Here is a 15,730-nt window from a genome sequence, read left to right as displayed (position 1 = left end):
ACACAGAAACTTCGATCAGGACGACTGGTTCCGCGATATCGCGTAGCTGATTTGTTTCAACACTCGGCGGCCTTTTCCGAAGGCGTCCCGATCAAGTCGACATTGCGTAAATGGCGATATCACCCATGTTGCGCCGAATCATTCCCCATGCCTCGAGCGACGATTTTTCGATGGCGCACGATCTGAACGACACCCTGATGGCGATCGTCTCGATGGATTGACGCGGATAGCCTGTCGACGGCTTCGCTTGATCCTTCGTATCGCTGCCGAAAGCGACAAGGCAAGATCGAGGTCTCGGAGGATAAGTTCGCTAATGCCCACGTGGCTGTAAGCTGGGCTGGGCGGGATGGACTAATAAACAATTGGTCCACACCCGCCCGCCTGGATTCCGCGCCCTACCCTGTAGGCGTGGTTACCATTGCGCGACCAAACGCCGGCATGCCGACGCCGGCAAAGCTGCCCAAACGCTGGAACGTCTCGGCCAGCCGCAAATTGGCCCGCGCCTAAGAGCGCGGGCCACGCTGGGCTCTACTGGCCAACAATGATCCGCTGTTTGTCGCGATTCTGCGCGTAGGTGCCCTTGTCATAAGCAGTCTGCGCCTCAAGCTGAGCCTTGGTGAAGTTGGTGTAGAGATACCGGTTGCCGTCTTTGTCCGACATGAACTTCAGTTTCTCCAGGCCAATGGCCACCTGTTTTTCGCCCATGCCAAGGAAACCACCCACTTCGACGATGACGGCATCGACCTTCTTGTCGCCGGTCATCACCACGTCGCCGATCTCACCGACTTTTGCATCGTCGGCGCCGTAGACGTTGGTGCCGATAAAGTCCTTGGTGCTGATTTTATCCATCGGCGTCTCGGTCAGCGAAGACTTGTCGATTGCCGCTGTGGCCGTCTTGTCCGTGGTGGCTGGAGCCGCTGCATTGTTAGCCGGGGTCGCCGCGACATCATTGGTGTTCGACGCCGCTGCTGTGCCATAGACCTTCAGGTCAAAATCCTTTTGCGCTTGGAGGTCTTCCTTGGTGGTCTTCGCGACCAGCCAGCGCTCACCCTTCTTCTCGACCCACTCGGCCTTGCTGAAATCGTAGGCGACGTTCTTTTCCCCCAAGCCCAGGAATCCGCCTACGCCGATGATAATATACTTGGCTTTGCCGTCCTTGGAGAGGACGATGTCTTTGACATCCCCGATCTTCTCGGCATTGTCTGCGGCGCTATCATAGACGTCGGCGCCTATGATCTTGGTGACGAGGCTGCCGTCTGCAACGGTCGCCGGCGCTGTCGCCGCAGTGGTCGTAGCGGTCGCCGGTTTGGTGGCATCTTCAGCGGCGGCCCCTGATACCCAGAGGCCAGACGACAGCAGCGTTGCTATTGCGGTGGTAGCAAAAAGTTTGCTGATCATGGTACAGTTCCTTGTGCGTTAGTGTTGATGCACGCCGCGTTCGGCCGAACCGTTGCAGGGAGGCTGAGCGCGGCACAGTTTGCTACCCGACAACGGGCCGCACGATGCGAAGTTCCCCTTGGAATTCGGAAGGCGCCTGAGAGGGCTCACCGGTCAGTCGCGCTGATCGACAGCAGTGTTTGTCGGCATGCGAAGCGCCTCGTAGAGCCAATTAAACTGCTGGATCTCGCAATTTTTTCGAGCTCGCACGCACCTGTATCGCGGGAACCTTTTTGGCGGACGTGGCCACGTCAGCAGCGGTGAACGAAGCTCAAAACTTACCCGGCGGCGCTGTCCTGGCAAGCGGCATAAAGAGTACCGAAAGCCTCACGATCCCGGGTCGATCGACTGGCTCGCCGTGGGCATCCGCCCTTCCCTGACCCTGAAGGAATGAGCCAGTATTGGTCGTGCAATTTGCGCACCGCCAGCACGGAAAGTGCTGGGGGCCGTTGTCTTGCATCGATCGACTCCGACAGGGCGGGAGTACGATGGACGCTCTCAAGCACTCACGCCCATTGGTGTGATCAGCGAGCCAAGTTTGAGACTGGCACCGACTTGTTGCCCGAAGGCCGAAACGAAATCAGCGGTGCGCCCGATAAGTTCGATGGAATTTTCGTCGATCTTTCAGGCATCTACTCATCCGTCCTGGTTGATTTGGCATCCTGTCTATTGTCTGGGCTGTGGCGACGCAACCATCAGGGCGGCCCCACGGTCGCCATTGAAACCAAATATTCTGCGGAGGATCTCGATTGTGGATTGCCTCTATCCAGAAATTAAGCCGCGCGTTCGGTAAGATTCGAGGGAGCGTCAGCGCGGGCATGTTGATGGCTTACGAATTTGTAAACAACGCGGCTGGAACAGAGAGTTCATCACGTCGTTGTGAGATGCGATTAAATCCAGCAAGGAGGAAACTGATGAAACTATTATTGGGAGCTGCGGTCGCGGCAGTGACAACATTTATATCATTGGCGCCTACCTACGCCCAGAGCGTAATTATTCAGTCTGACACCGGCGGAGGTTACGCTGATCAATACTCCTCGGACAATGGCGATCAATACCGTCGCCACCATCGACATCACTATCAAGACAGCTACAACGATCAGTACAATGACAGCCAGTACAACGACGGACACTATAGGCGGCATCATCACCGCCACCATGGTTGCCGCATATTTGTAACTACTCACTGGCGCCATCATCACCGGGTAGTCGAGCGCACGAGAGTGTGTGGCTAACGTCTCTCAGAACACTGCTGCTGAAATAAGTTCAGCGCCAGTTGGGCAACTGTATATGGCGACGGGAGCGTCGAGGATTAGTTACCGCCGCCGCCGTAGAGTTCATCCCGAGAATGGCGGCGGCGCCGGGGTGAAATTGAGGAAGGGCGGCCAAGACGGTCGCGGCCAGTAAAACTCGGTAGCCCGCTGTCACCTTTTGAGCGGACAGCGGGCCATTAAGTTTCGGCGGGTGGAGGCCACCGGGCAGCAAATGTGCCGTTCGCCGCCGATGGTGATGGTTAGCTGGCGATGTCAGGAACGGCCACTTACGAATCCGTAAGGAACTCCCGCGCGGCCTTTGTTTTCAGATGTGCTAAATCGGGCCGATGAGGTTCCTGCTTGTGGCTCTTGGCGTTCTGTTTTTTATGGCGCTTGCCCTTTGGCTGACAGGCAGTTTGATCCACGGGACGTGAAACCAAACAAGACGGCAGCAGGGCTTCCGCGATCACACCATAGCCAGGTATCGCCTTCGGTATATTAGCATCTGCTTGCGGCGGACCTGATGGTTCGTCTGGCCGGCGTCATCCCCAAAGCCACCCAGCTCCCAACTGGCGCCGGCCATTTTTGTTTTAGCGCTTTTTCGGCTTCGGCGTGATCTCCTCGATATTAGCCTTAGCTCCGTCCTGAAGCATCGCCTGTTCGAGCGCCTCGGCCTCAGCCTGGTCCTTGGTGGTTAGGATGGTGCGCCAATGCGGCTTGTCGAGGACGCTGACGATGTAGGTTGTGGCCGGCTTGTGCTCCACCTTTTGCTGCTTCCATCGTTCAAAATGATAGGTGCCAATTATATTAGCAGAGGTGTATATATTCGCCCAGCCGGCGCCGCCCGTCCTCAAGGTCCTGTCGGTCAGGCCCGGCGGCCTTCAGCTGCCAGTCCCCCTAGCAACCCCAGCCGCTGGGCCGTTGCCTAAGTCTCTCGCTTGGCGCTTTCGAACGTCGGCTTCCAGTCGCGGTTGCGCTTCGCCTGGAGGCCTTCGTAGTCAGGAATGTATGTGAAGAACACCGGGCGCCGATCGCGGCCAGTGCATGGAGCCATGTCCAAGCCCGAGCCTGTCGATCAGCGCCTGGATATCGAGCTTGGTCGACTTGCGCACATGGGATGCGCGGAATTGACATATACGGTTTCGCGAGCGGCCAGGATGTCGGCGAGAGTCTTTTGAGGCATGGCGATCTCCATTGAAGGGTCGCCGTAAGTGGAGGAATTCCTCCCCTCGATCTCGATGGCAAGGGCTATTCGGGCAGGCCAGGGTCGTAATGCACAATCGCGTCGAGGATCGTGCGATAGAGGCTGTCCACCTCCTCATCGATCTCGCCGCGTTTGATGCCGAGCGCTTTCGCGTCAGCAATCAGTTTGTGCGTGAGTTCATCGACGGAGATGACGTCTGCCTTCGTCGTCTCAGGGATGTTGTTGGCCAACCATCGGTCTAGGAAGTTTAGTCCGCGCGTGCTCATGCCCCGATAAGCTGCGCATGCATACTAGGTTCCGTTCGAGGAAGCCAATGCCAAGGAAGCCTAGGCTTCGGAGCTAACCCTTGCATGTTAAGTTAATTGAATGTGAGGTGGCCATGTGAATTCCGAGCGGGGGCTCATTGATCACAGACCTGTTTTTGACCGCGGTCGCGGGATTAGCGATCCTCAATCGGAATTGCGGACGTTCAACGCAATCGAGATGCCGGCGCAACGAGCTGTGTTGAGAATGTGGTTTTGCATTTCGCGCGTTGCCTTGGCCGCGTCCCGCATGCGAATCGCCTCTATAATGCGCCTGTGCTCTGCGATCGACGCCCGCATTCGCGCCGGCTCGGTGATTGGAATTGGCTGGATTTGTGTCTCAGTCAGCTGGTCACGCACAGACTGATAGAGATCGACAATCATTCTGTTCGGGCAGGCGGATGCAATGATTGCGTGGAATTCAAGGTCAGCTTCGACATTGGACAGCAGGTCGCCGCTTTCCCAATTGCGCTCCATCGTATCCGTTTCAGTCTCAAGTGCCTGAAACTCGGCTTCTGTGAGGGTCTGTGATGACAGGCCCGCTATCCGCCCTTCCAGCATGATGCGCGTCTCGAAGACATCGGCTACCGGATAGCTGTCGGCATATCGCCACCGCGCCATGTTACGCGACGCAGAAGGCCTTTCCTGCGAAACGAACGTCCCTCGCCCAGGTTCCGTCTTCAGCAAGCCCAGTGTCTCGAGTGTGAGCAGCGCTTCGCGCAATGAGGCGCGGCTGACGCCGAGGCTGAGCGCGAACTCGCGCTGCGACGGCACCTTCTCACCTGACCTCAGTTCTCCACTGAGGATCATGCCCTGGATTTTCCTCGCGGCGGCGTGGGGTACTGGAACACGCGAAAGCATCGAATTTCTTCCATTCTGGGGCGACAGCCCTGATCCGGATGCACCTCTGATCGCTGTAACCGATCCGGCTGGCGGACGGAATGCCTTGCATTTTTCAGGGGCACATGATTGGTTGGTCGGACTGGTCAGACCGGTCTAACCACCTCAATCAAAAAAGTCATCAAAAAAGGGGAATTCAATGAGAGCGTTGAAAGCGATTCTGATCTCGGGAGCACTTGCCCTGGGGTCTTTCAGTGCCGCCGTTTCGCACGCAGCGGAGATCAATGTCGGCGCCAACATCGGCAATGTTCCCTGGGAGTTCCAGGACGCCAGCGGAAAGATGGTGGGCTTTGAAATCGACCTGATGACAGAGGTCGGAAAGCGGCTCGGCATGGACGTCAAGTTCACGAACATCCCATTCGCCGGTCTGTTCGCTGCCGTTCAGTCCGGTCAGATCGACGCCGCGGTCTCATCGATCACGATCACCAAGAAACGCCTTGAGTCGGTCAGCTTCGCCCAGCCCTATTACGACAGCGACCAGTCGCTGACGGTCAAGAGCGACAGCGGCATCACCGGCCTCGCCGGCATGGCTGGCAAGACTGTCGGCGTCGATACCGGTTCGACCGGTGATATCTGGACCACCGCGCATCAGGCCGAAACGAAAATCGCCACCATCAACAAATATGAGGGCTTGCAGCCGGCAATGCTGGATCTGCAGGCGGGCCGCATCGACGGCTACATCTCGGACATTCCGGCATTGCTCTATTATTCGAAGGATAAGCCGCAATTCAAGGTCGTCGAACGCATCAAGACCACGGAGCAATACTCGGTGATGTTCGCCAAGGATGCGCCGCTGGCTGCCAAGGTCAACGACGTCATCACAGCTCTGAAAAAAGACGGCACACTGGCAAAGATTCACGAAACCTGGTTTGGCGCCAAGCCCGATGAAGGGCTTGCGACGTCGACTGTCCTGGATATGCCAAAGCTCTGATCCCGGTCATCATGTGGAAGGAGACCGCGTTGCGGCCTCCTTCTCCCGTGACGCAGAGGCTGGGACATGTCCATTTTCGATACGTTTTTGAACTACCGCGTTTTCGTGGAGACGCTGCCGCTCATCCTGAGTGGCCTTGCCACCACGCTGACGCTTGGCGTCGTCTGCATCCTCGTCGGGTTCTTCGTCGGCATTGGTCTGGCGATGCTGCGGCTTTACGGGCCTTCGCCGGTGCGTTTTGTGACAGTCGCCTATATCGACGTCTTCCGCTCTATACCTGTTCTGGTGCTGCTGTTCGTCGTCTACTACGCGCTGCCCTTTGCCGGCATCCGGTTCAGCTCGTTCACGGCCGCGTCAACCTCGATCTCGATGATATCGGCCGCCTATTCTGCCGAAATCATCCGCGCCGGCATCGTCGCTATCCCAAAAGGTCAATTCGAAGCGGCACGGGCGCTCGGCCTCCACTTCTACTCGACCATGCTCAAGGTGATCCTGCCGCAAGCGATCAAGATTGTCGTGCCGCCGCTGACCTCGAACGCCATCAACGTCATGAAGGACACGGCATTGGCGTCGGTCGTTGCTATGCCCGACCTGCTCAAACAGGCAAATCAGGCGCAGGCGCTGGCAGCCAATCCCACGCCGCTGATCGTAGCGGCCGCCATCTACCTCATCATCCTGCTTCCCCTGGTCCGGCTTGTCGGCATGCTGGAGAAGCGTCTCGCAAAATCCGAACGTTGAAAACTTCCCGACGAGGCCCTCCATGTCGCTCGATATCGATTTTGTCCGTTCCCAATTTCCCGCGCTGGAAACAGGCTGGGCGTTTTTCGACAATGCCGGTGGTTCGCAGGTGCTGCGCCCAGTGGCCGAGCGAGTCGCCGACTATCTGCTCACCACCAGCGTCCAGACCGGCGCCTCTTACGGGCCGTCGGTCAAAGCCAGCGAAATGCTGGCGCAGGCACGCGCCCGCATCGCTACATTCGTTGGCGCGGCGCGACCCGATGAGGTTTTCTTCGGACCTTCGACAACCGTGCTGGTGCGTTTTCTGGCAACCGCCATGGCAAGCCAATTGACGGCGGGCGACGAGATTATCCTGACCAATTTCGATCATGAGTCGAACATCGGTCCTTGGCTGATCCTCAAGGAGCGTGGCATCGTCTTCAAGGTATGGGAGATCGATCCCGAAACGCTGATGCCAAGCCTCGATACGCTCGAGGCGCTGATGAGCGATCGCACGCGGCTGGTCTGCGTGACCCATGCCTCCAACCTGCTCGGCTCCATCAACCCGATCCGGCAAATCGCCGATTTCGTTCATGCGCGCGGGGCTCGCATCTGCGTCGACGGTGTCGCCTACGCCCCGCACCGCGCGCTCGACGTCCAGGAACTCGACGTCGACTACTACGTATTCTCTTTCTACAAGACCTACGGGCCGCATTACGCGGTCATGTACGGGCGCCATGAACTGCTGCTCGAATTCGACGGGCTATACCATTATTTCTACGGCAAGGACAAAGTGCCGGGAAAACTTGAGCCCGGAAATCCCTGCTACGAACTTGTCTGGGGCGCGGCCGGTATTGTCGACTATCTGGAGGCACTAGGCGGGGGCCAAGGCCGCCAGGCGATCGAGAGCGCATTCGACCATATCGCGGCGCACGAGGCCGAGATCGGCGAACGCCTGCTGTCATGGCTGCGCGTGCGCAATGGCGTCCGGATCGTTGGCGACCGGAGCTCGCAGGCGGCACTTCGGGTGCCGACGATCAGCTTCACGGTCGACGGCCACGCCCCTCATGATATCGTCGCCAGAACGGACCAGGCCAGGATCGGCGTGCGTCACGGCGATTTCCATTCGCGCCGCCTGGCTGAAGCGCTTGGGCTGTCGCCCAGCGGCGTCATTCGCGTATCCATGGTGCACTACAACACGATTGCCGAAGTCGACCGGCTGATCGATGTGCTCGACCAATCGCTGAGCTAGACTAGCGGGAGACAAGTTCTCCGTTGCGCGCAGCCACGTCGGGATCGATCGTCCTGCCGCGCAATATGGTGCGGACCGCACAGCCATGCCTTCATAGGGTGTGTAGTCGCAGCCGTCCTTCAGCATCGAATGGGTGATCGTGACCTCGCGCTTGGGGTCCCACAGCACGATGTCGGCGTCCGAGCCGACAGCAATGGTGCCTTTGCGGGGGTAGGGAATATCGGGTCGCAATTGTAGGGAAGCACTATAGCGGCGATATTGCCGACGAGCGGAGGCATTTCTACAGCTGCCCTACGCGCAATTCACCCTCCAGAACGGCGATGTCGAGTGGGCAGAGGGGGTGATAACACGATGTCTTCCTGCTGCTGGAGCAGGCTCCCCTTTTCGGCCAGTCGCTTGCGCCTCTGTTCGCGGAAGGCTGTCATGCCATAGCGGGTGATGCCATAGAACAACAGGCCAAAAATCAGCCCGAGTGGCACCGCGCCGCACAGCATGGGCTTTAAGACCGGTGCCCACAATTGCGAAATTGAAAGGGTCTGCAACATCTCACTCAGATGGGCTGGCCGTTCGTGACTTTGCATGTGGCCGTGCAACATGATCTTGCCGGTCTCCCAAGTCGCTCCCACAACAAACGGGAGGGTCAGCGGGTTGCCAAAGACAAATGTTCCTAGCCCTGCCGCCACCATGTTTCCTGAAATCAGCCAGCACACGATGCCGGCAATGGCGAAATGGGACCCTAGTGGAAAGAAAGACGCGAAAACCCCAGCCGCCACCCCCGCCGCGACGGCGTTTGGAGTGGCGTTCAGACGGAGAACGCGCTTTGAGACATACTGAAACGATCGCGAGAAGGAGCGGCGCGGCCACATATAAATGCGCAATCGCTCAACGAGACCATCAGGATTTCGGCGTCTAAAGAGCACTCTCTTGCCCACTTCAAACGCGGTCGGTTGAACGGATGGACCTCGTCTTTGAAAAAAACGCAGCCTGTGCTGCTTTGTTCCGAATTTTGCTGATCAACCGGTGTCCGAAAGCGGAAGTGCGGATAGTCGGGCCACAGTCGAAAAAACCCAGGCTGAGAACGCGGCATAGTTTTGCACCGAGTTGAATGGGTAAAGCGTCTGGTTATCGGGCATTCCGCCAACCGCCCCTACGTCAAGGGCGGTCGGACGCTTGCTTGTCGCCCAGGACGTTCATTGCGCCAACACACGATGGGCTATCGGCGTGCATCGCAGTCACCGTTCCATCGCGCCAAGCTGCGTGGCTCCGCAGCACGCACTATGGGCGCGACGCGCGCTGCCGGCATCCACAAGCTCCGCGGATCCGTGATGAGTGTTTCGCGCCGTCGTGCGTCGCTGAGGCGGCCTGACACTGGAGATCGGGATGCGTCCACCCTGCACGAGCTTTGCTGCACCGCATTGGAAGTGAATCATCGACCATGCTGGTCGGTGCCCAGGCGGTGCCTGATGCGCACTTCGTAGGCGTCGCAGGCATCATTGGCATCAAGCCCATGGCCCCCTTGCTCGACAGTCCATCAATATCGCCAACGCTCTCGACGTGCCGCCACACTTTACGGCGAGCAAATCCGGTCGGCGAAGCCTTGCCCTTGATGGAAGCGAGCACGATGGCAGCTCACGGCGTGTCGGAAAGGTGGGTACGCGCGCTGCCATACGCTCTCGCCGCACAGATGGCTGCCGAAGATCCACAATCGCCGACGTTCGGCGATATCGCTTAAACCTAATGAGCATTGAAGTGAATGAACCAACAAGCGATACTCGCGACGCTCGAGCCGCATTGAAGCTGATCCGCATGACCATCGAACAGGTATGTCCGGCAGGGTTCTGCAGAGCGAGGAATGGGTGACGGGGTTTTACGGTCCCGAGCCGGAGAGGCGCCGGCGAAGGCGATCATTGCTACGGTCGAACGATTGACCCGATAGGGAGTGGAAGCTACTCCGGCAGCCCTGCGTCATAGTGCACTATGGCGTCGAGGATCGTGTCGTAAACACTGCCAATGTCTTCCTCGATCTCAACGCTACTGTTGGTTAAGGCTTTCGCGTTGGCGAACAGCTGCTGGGTCAGTTCAGCGACCGAAATGATATCAGCGCTGGCTGTCTCGGGAACGTTGTTCACAGCCATTTTTCTAAGAAGTTTGTGCCACGTGTGCTCATGAGCCCATTAAGTTGGATGGGCTTTCGGTTCCGTGCAGATTAGCTTCACCGAAGGAGGGAACGGACCGGAACATTGTCTCGGCAACACGTTCTGGCTATCAGCAACAAGTCCGGAACTTAAGAGCGGAGATTGGCCGTGAAGACGATGACGTGCAAAGAACTCGGCGGTAAGTGCGATCAGAAAATTTCTGCGGAAACATGGGACGAGATGGTCAAGAAGATGACCAAGCACGTCATGGACAAGCACCCGGACGTGGCCAAGAAGATGGAAGAAATGCACAACAAAGATCCGGAGAAGTGGGGCAAAGAGATGAGGCCTAAATGGGACGCGGCACCCAAATCTTGAGAGCCTCAGTTTAAGCAAATTTTGCGGGCCTAGGTAGACCAACGATCGCGCAAGGCGCATAGCTGGCAAATGAAAACGCCGCTTAATATCGACCTGGCCAACGACAACGTGACTACGGAGGGTCATCTGGTGGTTGCTACCGTGGCCCTTTATGCCGCCCTAAAGGACCTAGATGTGCCACGCGAATTGTTGGCTAAGGCACGAAGCATCAAATTACCTGCCAAGGGGGCGTCGCAGTGGCCTACACTGTGATTTGGTACGGGAAACATGGTATCGTTGAAAAGGTGCCGTTTGACACCGAGAGAGCCGCTCGAGATCACGCTCTAGCAACTTTTCCAGCTCGCAAGGAAGTCGACGGTATTGTGGCGGTGGAAGTTCGCAAGGACGAGGGCACGGTTGTTTTCAGCCTGGCAGGACATTAACTTCAGGCGCGTTCCAGATCCTAGCTGATCGAAGGTAGTCTTCGCGCCTAATAGAGACCGTCGCTTCCCACCTCGCGACGGTCTCATGGGCTTGCCGTCCATTCCCACCGGAAACGGCACGCAGCATCTTATTAGATCACGCTAAAATCCGCCGTCTATAAAATTTGACATCTTGGGCAAAAATAGCTCTGGCGCCAATCACTCGGTAGGCGGGCTCTCGACCGCGGCTTCGTCAAGCTCGGCCTCGAGCTGGTCGCTGACCGGTTTTGGCCTTTCAGTCCCAACTAATGAGACGCCGTCGAAGCCTCGCAACCATGCATCTGTCAACTCCTGCCAATACGCGGGAACGGCCTGCCCCTTGCCGTCCTTGCGTGCCTGAGCGACGTACATCCAAGCGTAGTTCGTGCGCTCTTGGCCCTTCTTAGCTACGGCCATTGTCGTTCTTGCCATTGGCGATGATCCGGGCTTCGCGGATGATTGAGGACTGATCGTAGCCAACCATTGCAATTATCTCGCGAACTTGCTGGTCGGTGACGCCAGTTTTCAGCGCCAGCCTGTGAACGTATTCCTCAGTCCCATGAGGGCTCTTCTTTTCGTCAGCCATCGACCTGACCTTGTCACCCGCATCAACACAAGTCTGGGGTAGATCTAAGGTTCCGCATCGATGGGTCGAGGGCTTATCGCATTTCATGCCTCTTGACTCCCGGTGGGCAGGATATTTACATCCCGCTCGAAAGCCTTCCCTCACCGCAGTTGCTCCACACGGGAGTGCGCCTTGATGTTGAACCGCCTTCGTCCCAACGGATTCTCCCCATCTGAGTTGCAAATCTGCCAACGTGTCTTTGATCGGCTTTGCGCGGAAAGGAGAGTCGAACGATCGTCCGGTGATGCGGAGGATCTCGCGGTGGCTGTAATCAATGTTTTTAACGCCGGCTTGGCTGACGAAGATAAGCTCCTCGCCGCCGTGACCGGGCGTTTCGATGGGTTTCAATCCGGCTAGTGTTTCCTTGGACCAGTTGACACGGTGGGGTGTGTGTCGTCAGTCGGCGAGGTCGCTCGGATCGCTCTCGTCTGATATGGATCGCAATGTCGCGTGGCGCAGCTTGTCTTCTCGTTTCAACGTGCTCACGCGGCCGACCAGCCGGGCTTGATCCATTCGGCCTCGCCCTTGTCGACGCCCTGACCCCTTGCCAGCCTCGACCCTCGCCCATAGCCGCACACGCATGGCCTTGGTCAAGGCGATATTGGCCGTGCCGACATAGCGTCGATCCGCGTGTCGCGTGACCATCAACGCCAAGGGCGCCATGCCTGGCTTGCGCAACGGGCCTGCCACCTCGTAATCGATCTGCTCGTAGCATTTGCTTTTTCAACCACGTCTCTGTCTTGCCGCTGCGATAGACGCTGTCCGGTCGTTTCGAGACCATGCCTTCGAGACCCAGCCGATCGACAGCCGCGTAGAACTCAGCACCACCGCAGACATGGTGGCTAAACTGGATCAGTTCGGCGAGCATGGCGCGGCGCTCGATCAATGGCAGGCGTCGAAGATCGTCGCCGTTGATATGGAGTAGGTCGAAGGCGACGAAAATGAACTTGCCGGGGTTCCAGCGCATGGCGGATCGGAGCGCGTGGAAATCAGAGGCGCCGGCATCGTTTAGAACGATCACCTCGCGGTCGATGATTGCGCTGTCTGCGAGGCCCTTTGCAGCCTCGACAACCTGCTTGTATGTGCCCGACCAGTCAATGCCAGTGCGCGTGAGCGCGCGCGCCGTACCACCCTCTATATGTACCTGGGTGCGGTAGCCGTCATATTTGATTTCGTGAATCCAATTGTCCCCTGTCGGGGCGACCTCTACCAATGTCGGCAACATCGGTTGAATGAACCGCAAACTCATCGACGCAACCCACAAACCCAAACGCGACTCAATTAAACCGCGCTAAACTGGTTCCAGATTGGCAAATGCCGTCATTTTAGCGTTAACTAATATATTGCGCTTGTGCTTAGGGCGGTAGATAACAAATCATGCACTCGCCAAGGAGAATCGATACATGACAGATGAAGCCGCAGACCGCGCAGCCGACCTGGCCGAATTGACCACCGAGATCGTATCGGCGTTTGTGGGCAACAATTCGATACCTGTATCGGGTCTACCGGATCTGATCTCGTCGGTTCATCAATCACTGTCCGGTCTCAGCGTACCACAGGCGCCGGCCATCGAGCCTCAGACGCCTGCGGTTAATCCGAAGAAGTCGGTGTTTCCTGACTACATCATCAGCCTCGAAGACGGCCGCAAATTTAAGTCGATGAGACGGGCTTTGGGCCTGCTGGGCATGACACCAGATCAATACCGCGAAAAGTGGGGTTTGCCACACGACTACCCAATGGTGGCTCCTAGCTATTCCGTACGCAGATCAGACATGGCGAAGGCTAGTGGTCTCGGTCGCAAGAGCGAACCAGTCAAGAAGGCGCCGGCTAAACGGAAGGCGAAAGCGTAACTCCTGACGGTGACATGGTGGTGACGGCCCACTGCCGGAATGTTAGCTGCGGCCACAAGCAGGAACTCGACCTCCTGCGCCTGCGCGACACGCTCGGCGCCGACACGCCGGCCATGCGCGACGATCTGCTACCCAGGATGAAGTGCGGCGAGTGCCAAAGTCGGAACGTCGATCTGATCTATACGCCCGACTACGCGAAGGCCGACGCCAAGCGCACCGGCAACGCCTATGCGAAGACGCGCGACGGTCGCTGCCTAAGGTTCCTACCTACCTCGTCGCTGTCCACTGATTGAGGGCTTCATCTAGGTCATCAGAGGTCTTTGCGCCGAGACCTTCTCGCAGGAAACGTACCCAGCGATTGAGGTGACGTTCGTCGTAATGGCGAAAGAAGTTCTTGCGCCTGTCGCTGAATGTGAGCCCGAAATAATCCGAATCGGATTGTCCCTGTTCAGTGACGATTGAGAACGACTTCCGCATAGGCAGAGTCTTCTTATGCCGCTCGACCTGACGAGCCCACTCCCAAGCGAAGAAATCGGCTGAGTGGAACACGCCCTCAATCTGGTCCTTTGATTTGCTTGTCAGCGCCGACAGTGAATAGTGATCCAATTGGCTCCCAAACTTTGGCTCGGCCATTAAACCCTGGATATATGAAACGAATGCCGGTTGGCCTGCATCTCCGGACTCCAGCACATAAGAAATTTCGCGGCGGCCTTTGGAATGGTTGTTTGCAAAGCGTCCCATCGCCCACATGCAGATGTACAACATGGCTGCATATGGTGAACGGAAGGCCGTCGTAAGAAACTCGTCTCGACTGTTGCTAGTCATCGGAAATGGTTCGGTGAGCAAAGTGAGGTCGCAAGAAACGGCTACGACGTTGGCAGCATATTTGCGAATGATCGCTACTACGCAGAGCATGATTTTATCCACCTCGTCGTCGTCTATGCCTTCAAAGTCCTTCTTTCGATTGTGCAAGTCGGTCATGTGAAATGTGCGCCCGTTCAATGGGCGCCTCCACTCGGCGTTTGCCTTCGCAGCCTGTCCATAGCCGAAAGCCACTCCGGCGACCGAAAAGACGCCATCTTTCGACCGGCCGGCATCAATGCAAGCACGTAGAGCCAAGATCTAACCCCGATAAGTTTAGGATCCTCAGCAGTAAACGGGCAATGACAAGGGCGCTAGTACCCCGCCCACAACGCCACCACGGCAACGAGGTACGAGACGGCGAGCATTGAATAGGCAAACTGGAGGAGGGTCATCGGGGCGCAAATCCTTTCGCAGATTTCAGATGACCGACTCATTTATACCTCTCGTCAGACAAAGGGAGAACTAACTAGACCTGACCCGCTTGTGCACAGGGCGTTACCAGCAGGGTGAGGTCAGCGAGCGCGAGGATCGGGGGTCATGTGTCGCGACGACAACGAAAGCGCGCCCTACCCCGTAGTGCGGGCGGAATGGGGTAGGTTTTCGGGGGCGACCGTCGCGATGAATGCGACAGACTTACCCGGCCAGCTTATCGAAGTCATTGCGCCGTGATAGGATCGCAGCGAGCAGGTCCGCTTTGGACATCTCGGGCGATGCCTGGAAGACCGTGAGCACGGTCGATGCGAGGAGTTGGGCGTCAAGCGACTGCCGATCCGATAACCTGGCATCGGCGCATATCTGATCAAAGACATGCTGGCAGATAGTTAGATCTTCTGGCCCAAGGAAATCGCTTTTCAACGTACGCTGCATCTCAACGCCTCATCGGGGCGAGAGTGCGACTTGTCTCCCAATCGGTGATGCCCTTGCGTGATCGCCGATAACGCAGTGTACGCCATTAGATCGACTTAGCGAGTCCTATGTCCGCGCGGCCAGAAGCGCCTGCGCAAGAGGGCCGAGTTCTTCCACCATCTCTGCGTTCGGGATGCGCCGGTCCCCGGCTGCCGAGTTGAGGTTGAAAACGTGGCTGAGGAGGGGCAACCCCTTGAGCTCAGGACTGTTGAGACTACCGACAACGTATAGGTTGAACAGGTCGCGAGCGCGTGCCGTCACCAGACTTCTCCAGGTTACCGCTAGGAGTAACACGTCCCGTCTCAAAAGGCTCATCTAAATGTACGAAATCGACAGTTTGGCCGAATTGTGCCCCCCTCATTTCATGGCCTCCTAAACAGGGCAAGTGCGGCCTTGAGTATTGATAGCCTTTACGGATACCCAAAATGATGGTCCCCTAGGGTCCGGACTCATAACCAGAAGCTGACGGTCGCGGCGATGCAGACTGCGGCGAGGAAATTAGTTTCGAGGCGGTCGTATCTCGTTGCGATCCGGCG

General features: G+C 57.5%; 19 protein-coding genes and 2 pseudogenes. 8 read left to right on the top strand and 13 right to left on the bottom strand.

Annotated elements, in window-relative coordinates; genetic code table 11:
• Positions 1-119: 119 nt before the first annotated feature.
• The 5 genes from ASD99_RS35480 to ASD99_RS18285 all read right to left on the bottom strand — a co-directional run bounded on the left by ASD99_RS35480 (position 120) and on the right by ASD99_RS18285 (position 5,057).
• Positions 120-371, bottom strand: coding sequence for a BLUF domain-containing protein (locus ASD99_RS35480; protein ID WP_413813939.1), 252 nt, complete (start codon positions 369-371; stop codon positions 120-122).
• Between the two features lie 157 nt (positions 372-528).
• A complete protein-coding gene (locus ASD99_RS18300; protein WP_082583338.1) occupies positions 529-1,398 on the bottom strand; it encodes a PRC-barrel domain-containing protein in 870 nt (289 codons plus the stop codon).
• A 1,882-nt stretch (positions 1,399-3,280) separates the two neighbouring features.
• Positions 3,281-3,454, bottom strand: a complete 174-nt coding sequence (locus tag ASD99_RS34110) for a hypothetical protein (protein WP_164482297.1) — start codon at positions 3,452-3,454, stop codon at positions 3,281-3,283.
• A 484-nt stretch (positions 3,455-3,938) separates the two neighbouring features.
• Positions 3,939-4,160 (bottom strand): DUF768 domain-containing protein, encoded by a 222-nt coding sequence (locus ASD99_RS18290; protein WP_057144494.1) that lies wholly within the window; start codon positions 4,158-4,160, stop codon positions 3,939-3,941.
• A gap of 183 nt (positions 4,161-4,343) precedes the next feature.
• Positions 4,344-5,057: a FadR/GntR family transcriptional regulator gene (locus tag ASD99_RS18285; RefSeq protein ID WP_057144493.1), complete on the bottom strand. Its 714-nt coding sequence runs from the start codon at positions 5,055-5,057 to the stop codon at positions 4,344-4,346.
• Between the two features lie 178 nt (positions 5,058-5,235).
• Here ASD99_RS18285 and ASD99_RS18280 point away from each other — a divergent pair, with 178 nt between their 5' ends.
• The 3 genes from ASD99_RS18280 (at position 5,236) to ASD99_RS18270 (ending at position 7,996) form a co-directional block, all read left to right on the top strand.
• On the top strand, positions 5,236-6,027 hold the full coding sequence (locus ASD99_RS18280) for a transporter substrate-binding domain-containing protein (protein WP_057144492.1): 792 nt from the start codon (positions 5,236-5,238) through the stop codon (positions 6,025-6,027).
• 66 nt (positions 6,028-6,093) lie between these two features.
• The gene (locus ASD99_RS18275; RefSeq protein WP_057144491.1) at positions 6,094-6,765 is read left to right on the top strand and encodes an amino acid ABC transporter permease; all 672 of its coding nucleotides are present in this window, start codon (positions 6,094-6,096) and stop codon (positions 6,763-6,765) included.
• Between the two features lie 22 nt (positions 6,766-6,787).
• Positions 6,788-7,996 (top strand): cysteine desulfurase-like protein, encoded by a 1,209-nt coding sequence (locus ASD99_RS18270; RefSeq protein ID WP_057144490.1) that lies wholly within the window; start codon positions 6,788-6,790, stop codon positions 7,994-7,996.
• Positions 7,997-8,298: 302 nt separating this feature from the next.
• On the opposite strand, the gene ASD99_RS18265 is transcribed toward ASD99_RS18270, so the two are convergent.
• Positions 8,299-8,916 carry a DUF2062 domain-containing protein gene (locus ASD99_RS18265; protein WP_057144551.1) on the bottom strand — a complete coding sequence of 206 codons (618 nt, stop codon included), beginning with the start codon at positions 8,914-8,916 and terminating at the stop codon, positions 8,299-8,301.
• Between the two features lie 515 nt (positions 8,917-9,431).
• Here ASD99_RS18265 and ASD99_RS18260 point away from each other — a divergent pair.
• Positions 9,432-9,728 (top strand): hypothetical protein, encoded by a 297-nt coding sequence (locus tag ASD99_RS18260; RefSeq protein WP_057144489.1) that lies wholly within the window; start codon positions 9,432-9,434, stop codon positions 9,726-9,728.
• A 214-nt stretch (positions 9,729-9,942) separates the two neighbouring features.
• On the opposite strand, the gene ASD99_RS18255 is transcribed toward ASD99_RS18260, so the two are convergent.
• Positions 9,943-10,125, bottom strand: coding sequence for a hypothetical protein (locus tag ASD99_RS18255; RefSeq protein ID WP_320410773.1), 183 nt, complete (start codon positions 10,123-10,125; stop codon positions 9,943-9,945).
• A gap of 183 nt (positions 10,126-10,308) precedes the next feature.
• Between ASD99_RS18255 and ASD99_RS18250 the strand changes: the two genes are divergently transcribed.
• Together ASD99_RS18250 and ASD99_RS33455 are read left to right on the top strand one after the other, a co-directional pair.
• Complete coding sequence (locus tag ASD99_RS18250; RefSeq protein ID WP_274533707.1) at positions 10,309-10,509, top strand: DUF1059 domain-containing protein; 201 nt, start codon at positions 10,309-10,311, stop codon at positions 10,507-10,509.
• A gap of 236 nt (positions 10,510-10,745) precedes the next feature.
• A complete protein-coding gene (locus tag ASD99_RS33455; RefSeq protein WP_156389016.1) occupies positions 10,746-10,931 on the top strand; it encodes a hypothetical protein in 186 nt (61 codons plus the stop codon).
• Between the two features lie 198 nt (positions 10,932-11,129).
• Here ASD99_RS33455 and ASD99_RS18240 read toward each other — a convergent pair whose 3' ends face one another.
• The 3 genes and pseudogenes from ASD99_RS18240 to ASD99_RS34785 form a co-directional block, all read right to left on the bottom strand.
• Positions 11,130-11,366, bottom strand: a complete 237-nt coding sequence (locus tag ASD99_RS18240) for a hypothetical protein (protein WP_057144486.1) — start codon at positions 11,364-11,366, stop codon at positions 11,130-11,132.
• On the bottom strand, positions 11,353-11,922 hold the full coding sequence (locus ASD99_RS34790) for a hypothetical protein (protein WP_244497798.1): 570 nt from the start codon (positions 11,920-11,922) through the stop codon (positions 11,353-11,355). Before ASD99_RS34790 ends, ASD99_RS18240 begins: the two co-directional genes overlap by 14 nt.
• A 433-nt stretch (positions 11,923-12,355) precedes the next feature.
• Positions 12,356-12,799 (bottom strand): annotated as a pseudogene (locus tag ASD99_RS34785) (DNA ligase); the annotation flags it as partial.
• Positions 12,800-12,977: 178 nt separating this feature from the next.
• Here ASD99_RS34785 and ASD99_RS18220 point away from each other — a divergent pair.
• Positions 12,978-13,424, top strand: a complete 447-nt coding sequence (locus ASD99_RS18220; protein ID WP_057144482.1) for a MucR family transcriptional regulator — start codon at positions 12,978-12,980, stop codon at positions 13,422-13,424.
• 14 nt (positions 13,425-13,438) lie between these two features.
• The gene (locus ASD99_RS18215; RefSeq protein ID WP_057144481.1) at positions 13,439-13,717 is read left to right on the top strand and encodes a hypothetical protein; all 279 of its coding nucleotides are present in this window, start codon (positions 13,439-13,441) and stop codon (positions 13,715-13,717) included.
• Here the strand turns inward: ASD99_RS18215 and ASD99_RS18210 are convergent.
• The 3 genes and pseudogenes from ASD99_RS18210 to ASD99_RS33450 form a co-directional block, all read right to left on the bottom strand.
• Positions 13,692-14,405, bottom strand: coding sequence for a hypothetical protein (locus tag ASD99_RS18210; RefSeq protein WP_057144480.1), 714 nt, complete (start codon positions 14,403-14,405; stop codon positions 13,692-13,694). The two genes, ASD99_RS18215 and ASD99_RS18210, sit on opposite strands and share 26 nt — an antisense overlap.
• A 516-nt stretch (positions 14,406-14,921) precedes the next feature.
• On the bottom strand, positions 14,922-15,155 hold the full coding sequence (locus ASD99_RS18205) for a hypothetical protein (RefSeq protein ID WP_057144479.1): 234 nt from the start codon (positions 15,153-15,155) through the stop codon (positions 14,922-14,924).
• 488 nt (positions 15,156-15,643) lie between these two features.
• Positions 15,644-15,730: pseudogene (locus ASD99_RS33450) on the bottom strand (IS5/IS1182 family transposase); the annotation flags it as partial.

The sequence above is a fragment of the Mesorhizobium sp. Root695 genome (assembly GCF_001428185.1).
Taxonomy (GTDB): domain Bacteria; phylum Pseudomonadota; class Alphaproteobacteria; order Rhizobiales; family Rhizobiaceae; genus Mesorhizobium.
The sequence above is the reverse complement of the archived record's forward strand: the minus strand, read 5'-3'. Positions and strand labels throughout refer to the sequence as shown.

Coding starts and splice junctions, on each gene's coding strand:
- ASD99_RS18300 (WP_082583338.1), bottom strand. CDS start 1,398: ATGATCAGCAAACTTTTTGCTACCACCGCAATAGCAACGCTGCTGTCG.
- ASD99_RS18290 (WP_057144494.1), bottom strand. CDS start 4,160: ATGAGCACGCGCGGACTAAACTTCCTAGACCGATGGTTGGCCAACAAC.
- ASD99_RS18285 (WP_057144493.1), bottom strand. CDS start 5,057: ATGCTTTCGCGTGTTCCAGTACCCCACGCCGCCGCGAGGAAAATCCAG.
- ASD99_RS18280 (WP_057144492.1), top strand. CDS start 5,236: ATGAGAGCGTTGAAAGCGATTCTGATCTCGGGAGCACTTGCCCTGGGG.
- ASD99_RS18275 (WP_057144491.1), top strand. CDS start 6,094: ATGTCCATTTTCGATACGTTTTTGAACTACCGCGTTTTCGTGGAGACG.
- ASD99_RS18270 (WP_057144490.1), top strand. CDS start 6,788: ATGTCGCTCGATATCGATTTTGTCCGTTCCCAATTTCCCGCGCTGGAA.
- ASD99_RS18260 (WP_057144489.1), top strand. CDS start 9,432: ATGCTGGTCGGTGCCCAGGCGGTGCCTGATGCGCACTTCGTAGGCGTC.
- ASD99_RS18250 (WP_274533707.1), top strand. CDS start 10,309: ATGACGTGCAAAGAACTCGGCGGTAAGTGCGATCAGAAAATTTCTGCG.
- ASD99_RS18240 (WP_057144486.1), bottom strand. CDS start 11,366: ATGGCCGTAGCTAAGAAGGGCCAAGAGCGCACGAACTACGCTTGGATG.
- ASD99_RS18220 (WP_057144482.1), top strand. CDS start 12,978: ATGACAGATGAAGCCGCAGACCGCGCAGCCGACCTGGCCGAATTGACC.
- ASD99_RS18215 (WP_057144481.1), top strand. CDS start 13,439: ATGGTGGTGACGGCCCACTGCCGGAATGTTAGCTGCGGCCACAAGCAG.
- ASD99_RS18210 (WP_057144480.1), bottom strand. CDS start 14,405: ATGACCGACTTGCACAATCGAAAGAAGGACTTTGAAGGCATAGACGAC.
- ASD99_RS18205 (WP_057144479.1), bottom strand. CDS start 15,155: ATGCAGCGTACGTTGAAAAGCGATTTCCTTGGGCCAGAAGATCTAACT.